The organism is Ruegeria sp. Ofav3-42 (assembly GCF_022347725.1).
Taxonomy (GTDB): Bacteria; Pseudomonadota; Alphaproteobacteria; order Rhodobacterales; family Rhodobacteraceae; genus Ruegeria.
The window spans coordinates 117,879-137,806 of record NZ_JAKRGB010000010.1 but is presented as its reverse complement, the minus strand read 5'-3'; the positions used below and the strand labels follow the sequence as shown (position 1 = coordinate 137,806).

19 protein-coding genes are annotated in these 19,928 nt (G+C 58.8%); 10 read left to right on the top strand and 9 right to left on the bottom strand.

What is annotated here, in order from left to right; translation table 11 throughout:
• The first annotated feature begins 31 nt into the window (after positions 1-31).
• Together MHN28_RS15660 and MHN28_RS15655 are read left to right on the top strand one after the other, a co-directional pair.
• Positions 32-2,476, top strand: coding sequence for an FAD-dependent oxidoreductase (locus MHN28_RS15660; RefSeq protein WP_239343383.1), 2,445 nt, complete (start codon positions 32-34; stop codon positions 2,474-2,476).
• The gene (locus MHN28_RS15655) at positions 2,473-3,816 is read left to right on the top strand and encodes an MmgE/PrpD family protein (RefSeq protein ID WP_239343381.1); all 1,344 of its coding nucleotides are present in this window, start codon (positions 2,473-2,475) and stop codon (positions 3,814-3,816) included. Before MHN28_RS15660 ends, MHN28_RS15655 begins: the two co-directional genes overlap by 4 nt.
• A 105-nt stretch (positions 3,817-3,921) precedes the next feature.
• Here MHN28_RS15655 and MHN28_RS15650 read toward each other — a convergent pair whose 3' ends face one another.
• Genes MHN28_RS15650 through fliL form a run of 5 tightly spaced genes read right to left on the bottom strand, consistent with a single transcriptional unit; the run spans position 3,922 to position 8,516 of the window.
• Entirely contained in the window at positions 3,922-6,057 is a 2,136-nt protein-coding gene (locus MHN28_RS15650) for a hypothetical protein (protein ID WP_239343379.1), read from the bottom strand.
• The gene (motA, locus tag MHN28_RS15645) at positions 6,054-6,923 is read right to left on the bottom strand and encodes a flagellar motor stator protein MotA (protein ID WP_239343377.1); all 870 of its coding nucleotides are present in this window, start codon (positions 6,921-6,923) and stop codon (positions 6,054-6,056) included. Before motA ends, MHN28_RS15650 begins: the two co-directional genes overlap by 4 nt.
• 46 nt (positions 6,924-6,969) lie before the next feature.
• Complete coding sequence (locus tag MHN28_RS15640) at positions 6,970-7,545, bottom strand: MotE family protein (protein WP_239343375.1); 576 nt, start codon at positions 7,543-7,545, stop codon at positions 6,970-6,972.
• The gene (locus tag MHN28_RS15635) at positions 7,542-8,009 is read right to left on the bottom strand and encodes a DUF1664 domain-containing protein (RefSeq protein WP_239343373.1); all 468 of its coding nucleotides are present in this window, start codon (positions 8,007-8,009) and stop codon (positions 7,542-7,544) included. The genes MHN28_RS15640 and MHN28_RS15635 overlap by 4 nt, the downstream gene beginning before the upstream one ends.
• Positions 8,010-8,018: 9 nt before the next feature.
• On the bottom strand, positions 8,019-8,516 hold the full coding sequence (gene fliL / locus MHN28_RS15630) for a flagellar basal body-associated protein FliL (RefSeq protein WP_239343371.1): 498 nt from the start codon (positions 8,514-8,516) through the stop codon (positions 8,019-8,021).
• Positions 8,517-8,635: 119 nt separating this feature from the next.
• Between fliL and fliF the strand changes: the two genes are divergently transcribed.
• The 4 genes from fliF to fliP are packed head-to-tail and all read left to right on the top strand — an operon-like array spanning position 8,636 to position 11,832.
• Positions 8,636-10,225: a flagellar basal-body MS-ring/collar protein FliF gene (fliF, locus tag MHN28_RS15625; RefSeq protein ID WP_239343369.1), complete on the top strand. Its 1,590-nt coding sequence runs from the start codon at positions 8,636-8,638 to the stop codon at positions 10,223-10,225.
• A complete protein-coding gene (locus tag MHN28_RS15620; RefSeq protein ID WP_239343367.1) occupies positions 10,225-10,821 on the top strand; it encodes an ABC transporter ATP-binding protein in 597 nt (198 codons plus the stop codon). The genes fliF and MHN28_RS15620 overlap by 1 nt, the downstream gene beginning before the upstream one ends.
• Positions 10,814-11,101 (top strand): FliM/FliN family flagellar motor C-terminal domain-containing protein, encoded by a 288-nt coding sequence (locus MHN28_RS15615; RefSeq protein ID WP_239343365.1) that lies wholly within the window; start codon positions 10,814-10,816, stop codon positions 11,099-11,101. Before MHN28_RS15620 ends, MHN28_RS15615 begins: the two co-directional genes overlap by 8 nt.
• Entirely contained in the window at positions 11,101-11,832 is a 732-nt protein-coding gene (fliP, locus tag MHN28_RS15610) for a flagellar type III secretion system pore protein FliP (protein ID WP_239343363.1), read from the top strand. The genes MHN28_RS15615 and fliP overlap by 1 nt, the downstream gene beginning before the upstream one ends.
• A 4-nt stretch (positions 11,833-11,836) precedes the next feature.
• Here the strand turns inward: fliP and MHN28_RS15605 are convergent, their stop codons facing one another.
• Both MHN28_RS15605 and MHN28_RS15600 read right to left on the bottom strand, forming a co-directional pair.
• A complete protein-coding gene (locus MHN28_RS15605) occupies positions 11,837-13,279 on the bottom strand; it encodes a HAMP domain-containing sensor histidine kinase (RefSeq protein WP_239343361.1) in 1,443 nt (480 codons plus the stop codon).
• Positions 13,276-14,007 carry a response regulator transcription factor gene (locus MHN28_RS15600; RefSeq protein WP_239343359.1) on the bottom strand — a complete coding sequence of 244 codons (732 nt, stop codon included), beginning with the start codon at positions 14,005-14,007 and terminating at the stop codon, positions 13,276-13,278. The genes MHN28_RS15605 and MHN28_RS15600 overlap by 4 nt, the downstream gene beginning before the upstream one ends.
• Before the next feature lie 218 nt (positions 14,008-14,225).
• Between MHN28_RS15600 and MHN28_RS15595 the strand changes: the two genes are divergently transcribed.
• From MHN28_RS15595 to MHN28_RS15580, 4 genes are read left to right on the top strand one after another with little or no spacing between them, the layout of a single operon-like run.
• Positions 14,226-15,470: an ABC transporter substrate-binding protein gene (locus MHN28_RS15595; RefSeq protein ID WP_239343357.1), complete on the top strand. Its 1,245-nt coding sequence runs from the start codon at positions 14,226-14,228 to the stop codon at positions 15,468-15,470.
• 57 nt (positions 15,471-15,527) lie between these two features.
• On the top strand, positions 15,528-16,400 hold the full coding sequence (locus tag MHN28_RS15590; protein ID WP_039543053.1) for a carbohydrate ABC transporter permease: 873 nt from the start codon (positions 15,528-15,530) through the stop codon (positions 16,398-16,400).
• The gene (locus MHN28_RS15585; protein WP_239343355.1) at positions 16,393-17,292 is read left to right on the top strand and encodes a carbohydrate ABC transporter permease; all 900 of its coding nucleotides are present in this window, start codon (positions 16,393-16,395) and stop codon (positions 17,290-17,292) included. The genes MHN28_RS15590 and MHN28_RS15585 overlap by 8 nt, the downstream gene beginning before the upstream one ends.
• A 3-nt stretch (positions 17,293-17,295) precedes the next feature.
• Positions 17,296-18,393, top strand: coding sequence for an ABC transporter ATP-binding protein (locus MHN28_RS15580; RefSeq protein WP_239343353.1), 1,098 nt, complete (start codon positions 17,296-17,298; stop codon positions 18,391-18,393).
• A gap of 56 nt (positions 18,394-18,449) precedes the next feature.
• Here the strand turns inward: MHN28_RS15580 and MHN28_RS15575 are convergent, their stop codons facing one another.
• Positions 18,450-19,058 (bottom strand): phospholipid-binding protein MlaC, encoded by a 609-nt coding sequence (locus MHN28_RS15575; protein ID WP_239343351.1) that lies wholly within the window; start codon positions 19,056-19,058, stop codon positions 18,450-18,452.
• Positions 19,048-19,830: a VacJ family lipoprotein gene (locus tag MHN28_RS15570; RefSeq protein ID WP_239343510.1), complete on the bottom strand. Its 783-nt coding sequence runs from the start codon at positions 19,828-19,830 to the stop codon at positions 19,048-19,050. Before MHN28_RS15570 ends, MHN28_RS15575 begins: the two co-directional genes overlap by 11 nt.
• Positions 19,831-19,928 lie beyond the last annotated feature (98 nt).

Genomic DNA, 19,928 nt, shown 5'->3' with positions numbered 1-19,928 from the left:
ATTTCGGCGCCAGCGGCAGGAGATCAAGTTCATGAAAACGCACGCACAGGCCGTAGTTATCGGCGGAGGCTTGGCTGGATGTTCGATTCTATACCATCTGGCTAAGCTCGGCTGGCGGGACGTTGTCCTGCTTGAGCGAGACGAGTTGACGTCAGGTTCGACCTGGCATGCAGCGGCCAATATTCACGGGCTGCACGACAATAATAACATCACTCGCATCCAGCACTATACGATGAACCTGTATAAAGAGCTGGAGCAGGAGACGGGCCAAAGTTGTGGCGTTTTCCAGCCCGGTTCGCTGTATTTGGCCCAGACCGAAGAACGCGAGCACCAATTGAGACTGCAAGAAGCAAAAGCCCGGTTCTATGGGCTGAACTTCTACGAGGTCAGCCGCGAACAGGCAAAGGAACTGCACCCTCTGGCGCAGTTCGACGATATCCGCTGCATCATGTACGAACCCGATGGCGGCAATGTGGACCCATCGGGCGTGCCGCATGCCTATGCGGCCGGGGCGCGGGCCATGGGCGCCACGATCGAACGGTTTTGCCCTGTGTTAGGGACTGATCAACAGCCAGACGGATCTTGGATCGTGCGCACCGAAAAGGGCGACATTCACACGCAATGGGTGGTCAATGCGGCTGGTCTCTGGGGTCGTGAAGTGGCGGCGTTGGCCGGTTTGACCCTGCCGCTGCAGCCGACCGAGCACCAGTATTTCGTAACCGAAGCCATTGACGAGGTCGCCAATCTGGGCCGCCGTCTGCCCTCGATCGCGGATCGGGATGGCGAGTACTACTTCCGGCAGGAAGGCAACGGTCTGCTGATCGGCGCCTATGAGAAGGACATGAAGTTCTGGGCCGAAGACGGCACGCCGCTGGATTTTGCCCACGATCTGTTCCCCGATGATCTGGACCGGATCATGGAAAACGTTATCCGTGCCACCGAACGCGTTCCGGTTGCCGCCACCGCCGGGGTCAAACGGGTTATCAACGGCCCGATGATCTGGTCTCCGGACAGTTCGGCCCTGTGGGGCCCGGTGCCCGAGCTGAAGAACTATTTCCTGTGCGGCGGTCTGATCCCCGGCTTCTCGCAATCGGGCGGTCTGGGCCTGCTGGCGGCGCAATGGATGATCGAGGGCGAGCCGCAATACGACATGTTCGCCTGGGATCTGGCCCGGTTTGGCGACTGGGCGGACAAGGCGTTCACCAAGGCCCGGGTTGAGGACCAGTATACCCACCGGTTCGCCATCCATTTCCCGAACGAGGAACGCAGCGCAGGCCGTCCCGCCCGCGTACGCCCTGCCTATGAGATGCAAAAGGACATGGGCTGCGTCTTTGGCCTGAACTGCGGCTGGGAACATCCGCTGTGGTTTGCCGATCAGCCCGGCACGGAAGAGACCATCGGCTTCACCCGTCAGAATTGGTGGGACCCGGTGGGCCGCGAGGTGAAGATGCTGCGCGAGAGCGTCGGCGTGATCGATATCTCGAACTTCGCCAACTACGTGATCAAGGGGCCGGGCGCTTATGAGTGGCTGGACAAGCTGGTTGCCAACCGGGTTCCGACCGTGGTTGGCCGATCCTGTCTGACGCCGCTGATCTCTGTACGCGGTGGCGTGGCCGGTGATTTTACCATCACCAAGGTGGCCGACGAAGAATACATGATGATCGGTTCGGGCATGGCCGAGCGCTATCATCAGCGGTTTTTCAACATGATCAACCTGCCCGAGGGCACCACGTTCGAGGTGGCAACGGATCGGATCGCGGGATTCAACGTCGCAGGACCCAGATCGCGCGACCTGTTGCAGCGACTGACCAACGCGGACCTGTCGAACGAGGCCTTCCGCTTCATGCGCTCGGCCACGATTGAGGTCGCAGGCGTGAGTTGTCTGGCAATCCGCGTCAGCTTTACCGGTGACCTGGGATGGGAGCTGCACTGCGCCGAAGAAGATCAGATCAGGCTCTATTCCGCGCTGCTGGAGGCGGCGAAGGAGTGTGACGGTGGCCCTGTGGGCGGTCGTGCGCTGGGGTCGTTGCGGATCGAAAAGGGCTATGGCTCGTGGGGCCGCGAGTATTCTCAGGAATACTGGCCGCAGGAGGTCGGACTGGCGGGTCTGATCAAGCTGGACAAGGATTTCCTGCACAAGGACGCTTATCTGGCCATCAAGGACAACGCCGCGCGCGAGGTTCTGTCGATCTTCGAGGTCGAGGTGACGGATGCCGATGCGACCGGCGGCGAGCCGATCTTTACCCCGGACGGCACACCAGTGGGTCGCGTGACCTCGGGGGCCTACGGCTATTCGGTGGGCAAATCGCTGGCCATCGGTTACGCCAACCCGGCGGTCGCGCAGCCGGGCGATACGGTCGAGGTCTTCATTCTCGGTAAGCCTCACAAAGCCAAAATCCTCGCCGAACCGCCCTTTGACCCATTGGGACATCGGTTGCGCGGCGTCGAATCCAAAGTCATGGAAACAGCCAAATGACCGCTACCTTTGACCGCGTCGCGGAGTTCGCCCTGAGCCGGTCGGCCGGGGATATGCCTGAAAGCGCTAAAGAGGCGGCCGCCCTGATGATGCTGGACACAATGGGCATCGTGATCGCGTCCGGTCCGATGGAGGCTGGCGTGATCGCCCGTGACACGGCCGCGCTGCTCTATGGAAGCACCGATCCGGCCTATAGCGCGCCGATGATGTTCGACGGCCGGTCAGTCAGCATGGCGGGCGCAGCTTATGCAGCCGCCACGCAAACCGATAATTTGGATGGGCATGACGGATACAACCCGACCAAAGGACATATCGGTGTTGTTGTGCTGCCCGCGTTGGTTTCCCTTGGGGCGCATTGTCCGGAATTGTCCGGACCAGAAGCTCTGGCTGCAGTTGTCACGGGTTACGAAATTGCGGGGCGCGCGGGCCTGTCGCTGCACGCCTCCGTCAGCGACTATCACACGTCTGGTGCGTGGAACGCGCTTGGTGTCGTGGCCATGGCGTCTCGGTTGCGTGGACACACGGCCGAGCAGTTTCGACAGGCTCTTGGGATTGCCGAATATCACGGCCCCCGAAGCCAAATGATGCGCGAGATCGCAAACCCAACGATGCTACATGACGGATCGGGTTGGGGCGCAATGGTCGGGATTTCCTCTGCGATCCTGGCCGAACGCGGTTTCACCGGCGCGCCAGCGATCACAATCGAGGCCGACGAGATCGCGTCGCATTGGTTAGACCTCGGCCAGTTCTGGCAGGTCGAGCATCAGTACGTGAAGCCCTACCCGATATGTCGTTGGGCCCATGCGGCTATCGACGGCGTTCGGGCGGTGATTTTGGAGCATGACCTAACCCACGACCAGATCCAGTCCATACAGATCAACAGCTTTCACGAGGCTGCGTGCTTGTTCGATGGGATGCCGGACACCACATCGCAAGCCCAGTATTCGCTGCCTTTTGCGGTGGCCGTTCAGGCGATCTATGGCCGGATCGGGGTCGAGCATATCTCGGGCGCAGGTTTGTCTGATCCTGTTGTGGCGGATTTGGTGCCGCGCATTCGCGTCTCTGAAGTTGACCGGCATAACGTGCGGTTTCCGAATGGGCGATGGGCGGATGCCAGTCTAAAACTGACCGATGGGCGCGTGTTAGAGTCTGGTGACATTCACGCGCGTGGTGGGCCCGAAGCACCAATCAGCAGGGACGAGGTGATAGCCAAATACACCGAATTCGCAGCGCCCGTCGTTGGTTTGAACCGCGCAAATGCGATCCGAACGGCCGTTTTGGATTGGACAGACCCCGCTTCCCGATTGTCAGATCTGATGCCCCTGGTCATTGATCCATAAACCCCAAAGGCAACGGCTGGCAGGTTGTTGATATGGCTAGGTCAACGCGCAACCAGCTGTCATAGGGTGGGTGTCAGAGCGCTCCAGATCAGCGCATCGGCTTTCCTATCGGCTTACCGTCATCAGCAGCTCTGAAATTCGCCGTCGCGTTTCCGTGCTGTCCGCCAGCAAATTGTGGGCGTCGGCCAAGGGTTTGTCCGGCACTCGGCTGGGCGGCTTGGACAGGCGCATTGTCGTTTGGTTGACCGCAACAAATTTTGTGCCGCGGACATCGTCGATCGCTTCGGTACGATCTGCCAGCCAGAAAAACCGATCAGCAAGTTCGTGCTCTCCCGCAGCGCGCCAATGCTCACCCGCGGCCACATAGTCGCCTATGGCCTGCATCGCATTCCCTCTCAACAGTTGGGCGGTGTCCGACGGATCGTCGGCCAGCTCAAGCATCGCTTGATGAGGGCGGTTTTTCAACAAGGCGGCGCGGGCACGTAAACGGGCCCTCTCGGCGCGCCGTGCTTTGTCTTGTGGCCGGCTGGCAAGGTCCAGTGCGGCCTCGGCGAAGCCGAGTGTGACCAACCTTTCGGCCAGTTTAACTGCGGTTTCGGTAGTCAGGCCCAGTCTTTGGCCGGTCGACAAGGTCAAAGCCCGGCGCAGGAATGTCGCGTCGTCGGCACGTTCGGTCAGGATCTGAGCGACACGGTTTAATGTCTCAATGCTCTCAGCCTCTGACGGGTGGTGATCGAGCAAATCCACCGCTTCGTCGAATTCATGACTCAAGCTCAAGGCGACGATCTGAGTGCGCGTCATAAGCGGCTCGAGTTCCGACCGGCGTAACTCCACCACGTAGGCTGCCGCAAGATCAAGCTCCTGTGGGGAGATCGACCCACGCTCTGCCCATCGCTTATCTACGAGGCGCGCAAGAGCAAGTGGTGCCTCCAAATCAGCATCCGAAGAGGTGATGACTTTGTTCAACAGTGCTTCGGCCCTGGGACCATCGCCTTCGGCCGCCGCGACCTTGGCCTTGGCCTGCGACGTATCGGTACTGACCTCAGACTCGACCCGGTCGACCGCACGCAAGACGCGACGGGCGGCTTCCAGCTTATCTGCATCCGTCAGAATTTCGGCCAGTGTTGGTCCGACGTGGCGCCTAAGATGGTCTGGCAATCGTACAAAGGATTGTTCGATCGACTGCAACCGAGCGTCATTTTGCACCCGCCCATCGATCAAAAGAGCCCATAGTGCGGCGTCACTTTCGCAACGCTGAAGGCTGGTGAACGGGTTTGGCGCGGTTAACTGACCATCATCCAGATACCGTGCTATGGCAGCTACCCGATCCGCTTGCGGTGATTGTTGCCCGAGTAAATCCAGTGCCTGAAGGGCCTCGGCACCGAATCCGGAATAGGCATAGAGACGGGCCAGTTTCAGCGCCTTTTCCTTGTCTATGCGGTCGAACTCTTGAAACAAAGCGCCTCGAAGTGAGGCCACCTGTTCCGGAAAAGGGCCAGCGCCGGACCATCTGTCAAAACCAAGCTCAGCGCTCGAAATGCAGGGCGGGCGTTTTTCAAGTTGCGGCAATGACGGCCCCAGAAGGCCGTTCAACCCGTCCAGCACGGATGTCACGTGGATGTTTGTGTTCAAGTCCGGTGGAATGGGTGGCCCGTCTTCCGGGACCGACAGTCTTGGTCCGATCGGTGCAAGGTTCAGATCAACCAGATCCCGGTCAGCCCCCCGCAGTAGCAGTGTCGAAAGCTGATTTTCAAATCGCTGAGCGTTGAGGCCCAGCAACGGTAACTCCAGCGCCTTTAGGTCTTGCGCCTCTGCCAGTGGGTCTTTTTCTTTAGGTGCTTTGGGCAAAACGGGCGGAGGGATCTCGGCGCTGATCGGAGGAAGTGCCGTTCCCGGTGCAATATCCACGACGATCATCGTGTTCTTAAACAGAAATGCAGAAGCAACACAGTCGCAGCCGAATTGCATCTCAAGGGCGCCACCCGGCTTTGACTGTGATATAGCGGCGAGGCGGTTTTTCGTGAGGCGACGAAAAACAGAACCCGTATTGAATGTCGCTTTGTCCAGCTCAACACTCAGACGTGCGCCGCTTTTGGTCTGTGACAAGACCCAGCTGGTGCCGGGCGGAACCTGAGCGACCAGACGCGTATACCCGTCATGCTCACCCGAACGCACTTGTATGTCCTGGGCCTGCGCCGCAGCGGCGCTCAGCACGAACGCAATGAAAATGCTCCGAATCATGCCGCTGCCTGCTTGAGTTCCTTCAACGCGTCTTCAAGCTCGGAAAAACCCGGCCGGTTGTGCGTCGGCGTATTCTGACGGCCGACTTCAATGCACATGGCCGCGTTGTGGTTGTGCAGGTTGGCGACCAGAACCTCTTTGATCAGTTGATAGAAATGATTGTCTTCCTCGACCACAGCCTTCAGCTTGCCAGCGAAGGGGCCAACCAGACCATAGGCCAAAAACACGCCTAGAAAGGTGCCGACCAGAGCGCCCCCGATCAGTTTGCCCAACACTTCGGGTGGCTGGTCGATGGATCCCATCGTTTTGATAACGCCCAGAACGGCGGCTACGATACCCAGCGCAGGCAGACCATCGGCGACCGTTTGCAAAGCGTGGCTGGAATGCATGGCATGGTGAAAGTTTGCCTCCATCCGCTTTTCCAGAACCTCTTCGACCTGATGCGGGTCATCATAGTTCATTGATGCGGAGCGCATCGTGTCGCAGATCAGGTCGACGGCTTCCTTGTCCGCTTGAATTCTCGGATAGGCCGAGAAAAGAACTGAATTTTCCGGGTCTTCGATATGCTGTTCGACCTCGACCGGGTTGGCTTTGGCGATACGGATCAGTGAAAACAGAAGGCACAGCAGATCGCGGTAATCCTCGGGCTTCCATTTGGGGCCCTTGAACACTTTGCCCATGTCTTTGATCGTGTGTTTAACAGCGCTCATATCGTTGCTGATCATAAATGCGCCGACGGCGGCGCCGCCAATCATCATCATCTCGAACGGGAGCGACTTTAGAATGATCGCCATCTTGCCGCCCGCAGCAAGATAGCCACCGAACACCATGGCGAAAATGACGACGATTCCGATAAGTCCGATCATGGGCGGCCTCCAGCAAAGTCCGATGCGAGGGTGAAAATCATGAGCGTTATTCCTGCGGGGCTGCGGCGTTGCGGCCGGCCATGATCACGCTGATCGTATAGGCTGCTTCGGGGCTGAGCCCGGCCAATACGCCTGCGGCGGCATCAGGCGGCATCCGCGACAGAAAACCGGCCGCGAATCCGGGATCCATCGTTTCGAACAACGCTGCCGCGTCTTTGGGTTTCATACTCTGGTACACATCCGTCAGGCGCGTCAGATCGGTCTCCGCCGCCTTTTCGGCAAACGCCAGCGTTTCGCGCAGGGAATCCTCAGCCTCCTGCAAGGCGGTCAGGCGGGTCTCGATCGCCCGATCCGCGATATCCAGCGCTTTTTCCTTGTCCACCAGCGCGGCCTCTCGCTGCTTGAGGGCGTCTTCTCGACGCAGCAATTCTGTCAGCAGCACCTGTGCGCCGGGTCGTTGCGCTTGGCTTTGCCCAGATTCCGGCGGGAGGGGGGCGCCGCTCTTGGCAAGCGCGGGCCCGGCCTCGAACCCTAATCTGATCGCGGCAGAACCGATCATCAGCATGGAAATCACCGCGAGAACGCCGCCTTTGGGTCGCTTGTCTGCGCGCTTCCCGGTCATGTCGGGGCCTCGCTGCGATTGTGGCGCAGGAACATCAGACCACCGGTGCGTTTGGGCGGGGCCTTTACGGAGGGTTCTTCCTCCGTCTCGGGTTCGCCGCGTTCTTCGGCTGCTTCTTCAGGAGCTTTTTCGACAGTTTCCGGTTTCGCTGAAGAAGATTCAGCAGGCGCATCTTCTTCCGGCACGACATCATGCATTGAGGCCATCATCAGTTCCAGTCGCTGAGCCACCGTTTCGGCGCGTTCCGTCAGTTCTTTCAGTGCCACACCTGATTGATCCGAGGCGTCTCGCGCGGAATCCAGCGATCTTTTCAGCTCATCGGCTTGCGACGACAGAACGGCCACCGCTCCGCCAACGCCTTTTTCAAGGTCGGTAAAACGTTTCAACCGCCGGGACAGAACGAAACAGTAAAGACCCGCACCCAACGCGCCGGCGACCAGCAAAATATCTGCAATCAGCTCCAACTTCGCCTCCTAGTTCAGTACGAATTCCATGACGAGAACGTCGCGCACGCGACCTTCGCCGACGACGATTTCAATACGCCGCAACAGGTGGCCGCGGATGCGCATCAGCGCGAGAGAATCCTCAAGATCCGCCACCTTGATCGCGCGCAGGTATCCATTCAGCACATCCATGATTCGCGGTTTCATCTTTTCCACGTCCGCCATGTACTGGTCGTTCACCTCAAGCTGAGCGTGAAACTTCAGATGCCGCGAATCGCTGGCGTTTACCGAGACGATGACCGGGGCAAGATCCACAAATCCCACCTTTGGCAACGCCTTGGCGGGCGTGTCTTCGCCTGTTTCCTTGGATTCTTGCGCCGTGGGTGCCCCGCCAATTGGCAACAGGCCGGACACGGTCAGGAAATACCCGCCCGCCGCGCCGGCAATCGCCAGAATCACCCCAATTATCATTCCCTTTTTCCCAGATTTTCCTGAGACTTCTGCCTGTTCTGCAGTCGCGTCGGTCATGACGTCCTCATTCATGCATTTCGCAAACGTCATAACCCGGCAGGAACTAACCGATTGTTAAGGGCAATCGTCCAAACAGGGGCTGCGCCGGGCAGAATGTCGGCGAGTCGGAGGTGAGCGTGCAGCAGATCGGAACTGTCTGGGCAAGTTTGGACAGGCGTAAACAAATCATCGTCGCCGGTGCAGTCGTACTGGTCTTTCTGGGTGTCCTTGCGATGTCGCGGCTGGTGACCGCGCCGTCAATGACCCTGCTTTATGCCGGGTTAGAGAGTGGGGCTGCGGGGGATATCGTTCGCTCGCTGGATCAGCGCGGCGTGCAATATGAGATTCGCGGCGGATCTATCTATGTTCCCGGTGCGCAGCGGGATGAACTGCGCATGACGCTGGCCAGCGAAGGCCTGCCCGCGAACGGAAACAGAGGATACGAATTATTGGATTCGCTCAGTGGGTTTGGCACCACGTCGCAGATGTTTGACGCTGCTTATTGGCGCGCCAAGGAAGGTGAACTGGCCCGAACCATTGTTGGCAGCCCGCATATCAGTCAGGCGCGCGTGCATATCGCCAACGGGTCATCGAATCCTTTCCAGCGCAGCGTTGCGCCAACAGCTTCGGTCTATCTGGTCGCTTCGGGCGCGGACATCACCTCGGATCAGGCCAAAGCAATTCGGTTTCTGGTGTCTTCGGCCGTCAGCGGTCTGGCCCATGAAAATGTCGCGGTTATTGACTCAAACGGTGCGGTGATCGGCGCGCAGGATAACCCGGTGGCAGCCGACACAGCAGATGATAAATCGCGTCAGTTGAGGGAACGGGTTCTGCGCCTCATTGAAGCTCGGGTCGGAGCTGGAAACGCAGTGGTCGAAGTCAGCGTCGACACAGTAACCAAGACTGAGTCGATCCGCGAGCGGCGGTTTGATCCCAATGGACGTGTCGCCATCAGTACCGACGTAGAGGAGCGGTCAGACAGCGCCCGTAACCAGTCAGCGGACGTCACAGTGGCATCGAACCTGCCGGACGGAGATGGCGCGGGCGGGGACGAATCCAACTCGAATGCCACTCAGACGCGCGAGCGGATCAATTACGAGGTCTCGGAAACCGAGCTGGAGGTGCATAACGGTCCCGGCGCGATCAAGCGGTTGACTGTAGCGGTGCTGGTGGACGGAACCCGGTCTGTGAACGCAGAGGGCGCTGAAACATTCACGCCGATGCCGCAGGCAGAGCTTGATGCCTTGCGGGAGCTTGTGGCCTCGGCCGTGGGTTTTGATGCGGAACGTGGCGATGAGATAACGCTGAAGTCGCTGGACATGCCAGTGGTCGAGCCGCAGGGTACGTTGGCGACCGCTTCGCTTTGGCATAGGGTACATTTTGATGCGATGACGCTGATCCAGATGGCGGTCCTGGCGCTCGTGTCCTTGGTGCTCGGGCTGTTTGTCATTCGCCCGATCCTGACCCAGCCCGCCACGGCACAGACCTTGTTGCCTGCAGGTGGACCGCCTGAGCCCGGATCCTACCTGACGGGGGAAATTGCATCTGAAGAGGGCGGACAGTTCACGACCCTACCGGGGCAGCCCGCAACTGGAAACGTTCCCGCGCTGGCGCCCCAAACCGGGGCAGATCCAGTGGATCGGCTGAGGGCGATGATTGGCGACAAACAGGAAGAAACGGTCGAAATCCTGCGCAGCTGGCTGGAAGAAGGTGAGGAGCGTGTTTGATGTCGATAACCCATCTTCTTGAGGATTTCACCCTGCAGGCTGGCGGCGGCAAGCTGCACTTTCTGGACGAAGACGCGCTGGAGGAACAGAGGCTGGCCGCTTTTGAGCAAGGCTATAGCGCAGGCTGGGAAGACGCAGTTCAGGCGCAGGTACAAAGCCAGGGTCAGGTTTCGGCCGAATTAGCCAAATCGCTCGAAGACATGTCCTTTACCTATCATGAAGCCATGAATCGGATGAGCCTGTCTCTGGAGCCCATGTTTCAGAGTCTGATGCAGGCGGTTCTGCCCAAGACGTTGGATCGGGGGTTTGCTGTCCGGCTGGTCGAACAACTTACCGACATGGCGCGTACGCAGATTGGGCAACCCATGCAGATCTTCGTCCCGACAGGGTGCGTAGTCGAGGTGGAAGCTCTGATACGCGGTGAGTTTTCATCCCCCACGCAGGTGGTCGAAGATCCGTCGCTGGAAACCGGGCAGGCGCGACTCAAAGTGGGCATTTCCCAGCGCGAGGTGGATTGCAGCGAATTGTTGGCTGCGGTTGATCAGGCGTTTCAGGCGTATGTATTTCAGGCAAAAGAGGCAGTGAACAATGAGTGATCCGCAAACCCCAAAACCGGAAAAATCCAACCCGTTCGAGTCTGTTCCAATCGAAGTCACCGTATCGGTCGGTCGGGCGCGCCCTCTGATCCGGGACTTGCTGAACTTGGGGGAAAGCGCGGTGCTGACGCTGGACAAACGCATTGAGGATCCGGTCGACCTGTACGTCGGAGACCAACTGGTCGCACGCGGTCTGCTGGAAGAGATGGAAGGAGATCAGGCCGGGCAGCTGGCCGTGCGCCTGACCGAAATTGCGGATTTGCAAAACGGGATCGGTTGATGCTCCGTCTTCTGTTGCTGGCTGTCGCGCTTACGACCTTGACGCCGTCATTGGCTACAGCGCAAGAGCTATCTTTGTCGCTGGGCGAAGGGGGGTCGATTTCAGCACGCACGATCCAGTTGATCCTGTTGATCACAGTGCTCAGCCTCGCGCCTGGTTTGGCGATCATGATCACATGTTTCCCGTTCCTGATCACCGTTCTGGCCATTTTGCGGCAGGGTATCGGGTTGCAGCAATCTCCGCCCAATATGCTGATCGTCAGTCTGGCCCTGTTCCTGACCTACTTCATCATGGAGCCGGTGTTTACCGAGGCCTGGACGACCGGAATCCGGCCGATGGTTGACGAGACGATGGAGGTCGAACCCGCGCTGGTACGCGCTTTGCAACCGTTCCGCGCCTTTATGGCCGCGCGGTTGGACCCCGATACCTTTCATGCCATGGCGGCCCTGCGACCCGGCGGCGACGCTATCGCGCTGTCCGCTGAGGCGCCGCTGTCTGTTCTGATGCCGTCTTTTATGCTGTCCGAAATCGCACGTGCTTTTCAGATCGGGTTCCTTGTGTTTTTGCCGTTCCTGATCATCGACCTTGTGGTGGCGGCGGTGCTGATGTCGATGGGTATGATGATGGTGCCGCCTGCAACGGTGTCGCTGCCCTTCAAGCTGGCGTTTTTCGTCATTGCCGACGGTTGGTCTCTGATCGCCAGTGCCCTGGTGCGCAGTTATACGACCTAGGCGCTTACTGACGGGCAATTTGCAGGCGGGCGCGCAGTCCGCGATCTCCTGCCTCGAAACTCATCTCGCCGCCATGTTGTTCGGCGACGGTGGCGGCGATCGTCAGGCCCAAACCGTACCCGTCGGATGACCCGGTGTTGGAGCCGCGCTGAAACGGGGCCATCAGGTTTTCGATATCCGACACGGACAAATCGGTGCCCTTATCCTCGACCGTGATGGTCGCGGTGCTGGCATCCGTCTCCAACTGCACCTCGGCGTGACGCCCGTATTTCAATGCGTTGTCGATCAGGTTGGTCAACGCGCGCTTTAGTGAGATCGGCCGGGCCATGACCAGAATGCGTCGTGTTTCCGGCAACTGACCATGGCCGCGTCGAGACATGAAAACCGATGTTGCCCCCTCGACCGCAACCGGATCGATCTTTTTCAGCGTCACCGGCAGGTCCATATCCTGATAGTCGGCCACCAGTGCCTCAACCAAGGACGTCAGGGAAATCTGGCGCGGTTCTTCGACATCCAGTTCGGATCTTGTATAGGTCAGAACGCTTTCGATCATACCGGTCATCTGATCCACATCCGCCTCAAGCTTTTCGCGCAGCTCATCGTCGGGGATCAGAGCGGCGCGCAGGCGTACTCGGGTGGCGGGCGTTCCAAGATCGTGGCTGACGCCAGACAGAACCGTCGCACGTTTTTCCAGCTGAGCGCGTTCGGCCTCAAGATGGGCATTCACCGCCGATACGATTTCGCGCAGCTCATCCGGACCATCCGCGTCATAGCTTTCCGGCCCGCCAAGGCGCTGGCGTTCACGTAACGCGCGGGCAAATCGCGTGAACGTATCTGAAACATTGCTGACGGAAGATAGGATGACCGCCAGCGCTACGATTCCCATAATGATCGCGGGCAGGCGTAAATCCATGGGCGCTGCCTGACAGCCCCAGATCCTCGTTCCGTCGACCTGATGCCAGGCTTCGCGCCCGAATTTTGCAATCAGGATAGGTTCGCTGCAGTATGTCGCCAGCAATCGGGTCAGGTTTCCCATCTTCTCGGGACCGGTCTGATCAATTCCCGATACGATATCCGACACCGGATAAACCAGCCGGTCTGACAGGATCGCGACGGTCAGTTCACGCCCGCTAAGGGGTGAAGAACTGTCAGTCAGGATCGAAAGGTTGGTGACAAAGCGACGGTTCGAGAATCCGGGCAGCCGCTGGAACTCGCCGTTTTCGGCCAAGGCGGCATCTTGTGGCGACAAGGGCGTGATCGACAGACCTTCGGAGGGGGCCATGCCGGTCCGCAACTCTTCGTAGACCGTGAACCCGGCAACAAAGGATTGCAGCAGGTATTCGTTCCAGGCGCGGGCCGAGGCGAACCATATTGCAGCAGACATGAGGCCTGCGGCAAAAGCCGAGAGGGTCCAAAACCACCCCAGATTGCGCAGGCGCAAAGTCATTCTTCGACCGAGATTTCGGCGGCAAAAATATAGCCGACCCCGCGTTCCGTGCGCAGCATCTGCGGATCTTTTGGGTTGGCTTCGATCTTGGAGCGCAAACGGCCAACCAGCATGTCGATGGCGCGGCCCTGTGCCTCGGGTTTGTCGCTGTCTCCTGTGACATCCAGTGCCGCAACGATTTCATCGCGGGTCAGCGGGATATGCGGGTTGGCCAGCAGAACCTTGAGCAATGCGGTTTCCCGTTGTGACAACGCGACTAGATAGCCCTCAGGCGAATGCAGGTCATCGCGTTTGCCATCAAAAACCCAGCCGTTGAACCGGAAGGTGCGCGTGCGGCGGCGATAGGCCAGCGAGGACGAGCGTCTGGCGCGTTGCATTACCGCGCGGACGCGGGCCAGCATCAGTTGGGGGTTGAACGGCTTGGCAATGTAGTCATCCGCGCCGACCTCGTAGCCTGCCATCCGTTGATGATCGGCGGACAGGGCCGAGACCAGAATGATAGGCACATCCTGTTCGCGCCGCAGCCGAGCACAGATATCGATACCGTTTTCATCCCCAAGCATGACATCCAACAGGATCAGGTCGATCCGACCATTGGACAGATGTGCGCGAATTTCCTTTTCGGAACTGGCGGGCAGAGCGATAAAGCCGTTCTTTTGCAATAACTGGGTCATCATCGACCGCATGTCCGGGTCGTCATCCACCACCAGAAGCCGCGGAATGCTCACTCTGTCTGTCCTCCCAATTTTCTTATCCCGTTACCGTCCATTGTAACGAACGGAAACAGATTCAATGCTAACGTAACACGCTGTAACAGAAGTGGTGAAAATTTGGTCGGATTCCGCGCCTTACCGTGAATTCTACATTGTCAGAAAGTGATCTGGTCCCAGAATGGCGCCCATCGCTGCTTTGGCAGTCACAGAAGTTTTCTGGGAGGAGACAAGAAATGAAGCGTTTTGCATTTGCCACCGTTTCGACACTGGCCGTTGTGGCTGGGTCGTCGGTTATGGCCGAACCGCAGGCGGAAGTTCTGCATTGGTGGACCTCGGGTGGTGAGGCCAAATCGGTCGCCGTTTTGCAGGAAGAGTTCGCCTCGAATGGTGGCACCTGGACTGATATGCCCGTTGCGGGTGGCGGCGGCGATGCGGCAATGACCGCGCTGCGTGCCCGCGTTCTGGCCGGTAATGCGCCGACCGCCGTTCAGCTGAAAGGTCCCGCCATTCAGGAATGGTACGAAGAAGGCGTTCTGGCCGACATTTCCAATGTGGCCGAGGCCGAGGGCTGGGCGGATGTTCTGCCTGCGTCGATCGCTGGTCACATGATGTGCGAAGGAACGTGGTGCGCCGCACCTGTGAACGTCCACCGCATCGACTGGATCTGGGCGAACGCCGACGTGCTGGCCGCCAACGGCATCGAAATGCCCACCACGTGGGAAGAGTTCAACGCCGCAGCCGAGAAACTGCAGGCCGCTGGTGTGATCCCGCTGGCCCATGGTGGTCAGTCCTGGCAGGACGCGACTGTATTCGAAGCGGTTGCTTTGGGTCTGGGCGGACCTGAATTCTATCAGAAGGCTCTGGTCGATCTCGACCCCGAGGCGCTGACCTCGGACACCATGGTTCAGGTTTTTGACCAGATGCGCACCTTGCGTGGTTACGTGGACGAGAACTTCTCGGGCCGTGACTGGAACCTGGCCACCGCCATGGTGATGAACGGCGAGGCGGCTTTCCAGATCATGGGTGATTGGGCCAAGGGCGAATTCCTCGCAGCCGGCAAGAAGCCCGGCGAAGATTTCCTGTGCGCCTCGACCCCCGGTGATGGATATCTGTACAACGTCGACAGCTTTGCCATGTTCGAAGTTGAAGGTGACGACAACCGCGCCGGTCAGGAACTGCTGGCCAAGCTGATCGTTGCGCCGAACTTTCAGGAAGTGTTCAACCTGAACAAGGGCTCGATCCCGGCACGGACCGATGTAGCACTGGATGCTTTTGACATCTGCGCCAAAATCTCGGCCGAAGACATGGGCACGACCTCGGCTGGCGGTTCGCTGCTGCCGTCTTACGCTCATGGCATGGCGCTGCGCGGGTCGCAGGCCGGTGCGATCACCGATGTTGTGACCGCGCACTTTAACTCGGATATGTCCTCGGCTGACGCGGTTCAGCAATTGGCGGACGCAGTGGCAAACAGCTACTGATCCAACACGCTCTGCCCCCTATGATGCGGGGCAGAGCATCTTTCCCCGGAGGCTAAAATGTCCGAATGGCTGGAAAACCACCTGCCCAAGGTGGTGCTGGCACCGTCGTTCATCGCCGTATTGATCTTTGTCTACGGCTTTATTGGATGGACCGCGTGGGTGTCGCTGACCCGATCGAAACTACTGCCGAAATACGAGATCAAGGGCTTCATCCAATACGAACGCCTGTTTGACTCGCCCCGCTGGGATACGGCGATCAACAACCTGTATATCTTTGGTGCGCTGTTCATCGTTATCGCGATGGTGCTGGGCCTGTTGCTGGCCATCCTGCTGGATCAGAAGATCCGCGTCGAAGGCGCGATCCGCACCATCTACCTGTACCCGATGGCGCTGTCGATGATCGTGACCGGTACCGCGTGGAAGTGGATCCTGAACCCGGGTCTGGGCATTGAATCCATGGTGCAGGGCTGGGGATTCCCGAATTTCGAGTTCGACTGGTTGGTGAACCCCGACTACGCAATCTACACCATCGTTATTGCCGCAATCTGGCAAAGCTCGGGTTTTGTCATGGCGCTGTTTCTGGCCGGGCTTCGTTCGGTCGATGGAGAGATCATCAAGGCCGCACAGGTCGATGGTATCCCCACATGGCGCATCTATACGGCGATCATCATACCGTCGATGGCTCCGATCTTCTTGTCCGCCTTCATCGTGCTTGCCCACCTTGCGATCAAGAGCTTTGACCTTGTCATCGCCCTGACCGGCGGCGGTCCGGGTTACGCGACTGACCTTCCGGCCACGTATATGTACGCCATGGCGTTTTCGCGCGGCGATATCGGTCAGGCGGCGTCGTCTGCGATGATCATGATGCTGGTCGTCTTTGCCATCGTGGTTCCTTACCTTTACTCAGAGCTGAGGGCGAAAAATGACTGATCTGTCGATGCCCCAAACCCAAACCCGCACGCAAAGCGCCACTGGCAAGATCGCCCTGCGTTGGTTGCTTTACGTCCTGCTGGGCCTGTTTGCGCTGTATTACCTGATGCCGCTTTTCGTGATGTTGACCACGTCGCTGAAAAGCCTTGAGGAGATCCGCACGGGGTCCCTGATCTCGCTCCCGCGCGAAGTCAGCTTCGATGCCTGGAAGACCGCATGGTCTGGCGCGTGTACCGGTATCCAGTGTGAAGGACTGCGGCCTTACTTCTGGAACTCGGTCCTGATCGCGGTGCCTGCGGTTGTTCTGTCGACTCTGCTAGGCGCACTGAATGGCTATGTGGTCGCGCAGTGGCGGTTTAAAGGCGCGAACATCATCTTCTCGCTGATGCTGTTTGGCTGCTTCATCCCGTTTCAGGTTGTCCTGCTGCCGATGGCGCGTCTGCTGGGCATGATGGGGATCGCCGGAACCATTCCGGGCCTGATCTTTGTCCACGTGATCTACGGGCTGGGTTTCACCACGCTGTTCTTCCGCAACTACTATGTCACCATTCCGTCCGAGCTGACCAAAGCAGCCCGCGTCGATGGGGCCGGGTTCTTGCGGATCTTCTGGTCGATCTTCCTGCCGCTGTCACTGCCCATCATCGTGGTGACCGTGATCTGGCAGTTCACGCAGATTTGGAATGACTTCCTGTTCGGCGTGTCGTTCAGCCAGGCGGGAACGCAACCCGTGACCGTGGCGCTCAACAACATCGTAAACTCCACCACCGGCGTCAAAGAGTACAACGTCGACATGGCTGCCGCGATCATCGCGGGGCTGCCGACGCTGCTCGTCTATGTCGTTGCCGGTAAGTATTTCATCCGCGGTCTGACCGCTGGCTCTGTGAAGGGATAACCCATGGCTCCCATCCTTGATATCAACAATCTGTACAAGAATTACGGCGCGACCGAGATTCTGAAGGACATCAACATCTCGATCGAACCGGGTGATTTCCTGGTGCTGGTCGGCCCCTCGGGCTGTGGTAAATCAACCCTGCTGAACTGTATTGCGGGGCTGGAGCCGATCACTGGCGGCACCCTGTCCATTGGTGGCAATGACATGACCCATGTCAGCCCCAAGGACCGCGACATCGCGATGGTGTTCCAGTCCTACGCTCTGTACCCGACCATGACGGTGGCCAAGAACATCACCTTTGGCATGAAAGTGCGCGGCGTCGATCAGGCCACACAGGACGCCAAGCTGAAAGAGGTCGCCTCGCTGCTGCAGATCGAGCAGTTGCTGAACCGTCGTCCCAGCCAGTTGTCAGGTGGACAGCGTCAGCGTGTGGCGATGGGTCGTGCGCTGGTGCGCGATCCCAAGCTCTTCCTGTTTGACGAGCCGCTGTCCAACCTCGACGCCAAGCTGCGGGTCGAGATGCGGACCGAGATCAAGAAGCTGCACCAGACTCTGGATGCCTCAATCGTCTACGTCACTCACGACCAGATCGAGGCGATGACACTGGCAACTAAGATCGTTGTGCTGAAAGGTGGCATTGTGCAGCAAATCGGCACTCCGGCCGAGATCTATAACAACCCGGCTAACCTGTTCGTGGCTGATTTCATGGGCTCACCCGCGATGAATCTGATCCCGGCGCAGGCTGTGAAGAACGGTTCGGGCACGCAGATCTCGATTGCCCGCGAGACCGGCGAAACGCTTGTGCTGAACGACGCGCGTGAGCTTTCTCTGCCGCAGGACGTCATCCTCGGGTTGCGCCCGGAAGATATCGCTGAGGCGGGCTTCCGCGCTGGTGCTAGTGTGCAGGAGGCCGAGTGCCTGGTCGATATGGTCGAACCCGCAGGTGCGGATACCTATGTGGTCTCGGAACTGGGTGGCAAGCAGGTCACCGCACGTCTGCATGCAGAAACCAGTGCGCAGGCGGGCAAAATGCTGAACCTGGCATTTGACATGAGCAAAGTGTCCTATTTCGCCAAGGAAACCGGCGAGCGCTTGAACTGAATGCAAAAGCACCGCGCGAGGGTATCGCGCGGCGCTTTTTCAACTTGCGAACCAGATCAACTGGTCCGTTTCATGTCCTTGATCAGGCGGTTCAAGTCTCCACCGCGGGCATCAAGCATCGCTCCGACTTCGGTGCGTTCGGTCAGCAGCATGTTCACGCCTTCGATGAACATGTTGAAGAACTTGTCGCGGCCGGATTTGTCGGAGACCAGAAAGGTTACCTCAAACGGCGATGAACCCTGCAGCTTGACGGAGGTGCGCACCTCGTATCCTGCCTTGATCTTGCGGGCGTTGCGGACAGTTACGGTGCCGCCGATGAACTCGCGGAAACGGCGGCCATATTTGCTGGAGATGTAGCCCTGAAACGCCTTGGTGAACTGTTTCAGTTGGTTCGGGCTGGCCGAACGGGCATCTGCCCCCAGCACATAGCGCGCCATGATTGGCACATCCGCGTATTGTACGAAGATTTTTTCGAAATCGCGGATCATTGCTTTTTCGGATTTGCCCGAGGCAATGACGCGGTTGATGTCGTCCACGACGCTGACAACCAGCGCCTTAGCGCTGGCTTCGGTTTGGGCAAAGGCGGAAAGGGGCAGAGCGGTCAGTGCCAGACCGGCAAGGCCGGAGGCGACAAAGCCGCGACGGTTCAAATGATTACTCGGCATATGGGTCCTCATATGGGTCCTCGTAGGGGTCAAGGTAGGGGTCCCTGACAGGGTCGGTCCCGGTGTCTGCATAGGGGTCATCGTACAGACCCAGATAGGCTTCCTCATCGTCTCTTGCCAGTTCAAAGCGGCGATTTTGTAGGTAGATGGTGCGTGCCTGCGCGTAACTGTCCGCGCTTTCATACAAGATCGAGTCGACCGTGTCCGAGAAACGCCCCCGATCGCCCATGCGGCGCACGACCTCGGCATAGACGCCGATATTGTCGACCGGCCGGACAGGAGAGAAGTTGATCGGATTCGAGAACAGGTTGACGATAACACCAATCGAGTCCCGCTGAGTGGACGGGCCATAAAGGGGCAGTTCAACATAAGCGCCCTCGCCCACGCCCCAGACGTGCAGGGTTTCACCGAAATCGGTGTCCACGGGCGGAAGATTCAGTTCGCTGGCTGGGTCGGAAAGACCCGCGCCGCCCACAGTGGTATTGATCACAAACCGCAGCAATGCGTTGCCCGATTGCTTGATGTTGCCCTGCAGCAGGTAGTCCAAAGCCTGACCTGGCATTGTCAGGTTCTCGGCAAAATGGTTGAAGCTGGTCACCATCGGGTCGGGGACGATTTTCACATACCCTTTCGAGGCAGGGCGAAACAGAAACCGGTCGACGCCAAGGTTGAACTTGTGGATGCCCCGGTTGTTTCTTTCATACGGATCAAACACTTCACCCTGTGGTGCCCCTTCCGGGGGCCGGGTGGTGCAAGCGCTGAGAACTGCCATCAGGGACAGGACGATCAGGGGTTTAAGGCTGATTCTGCTCAACACGGTCTTTGCCACTCCAAACCGTTCGGTTGTTACCTGCCCGAACGCTCAATCAA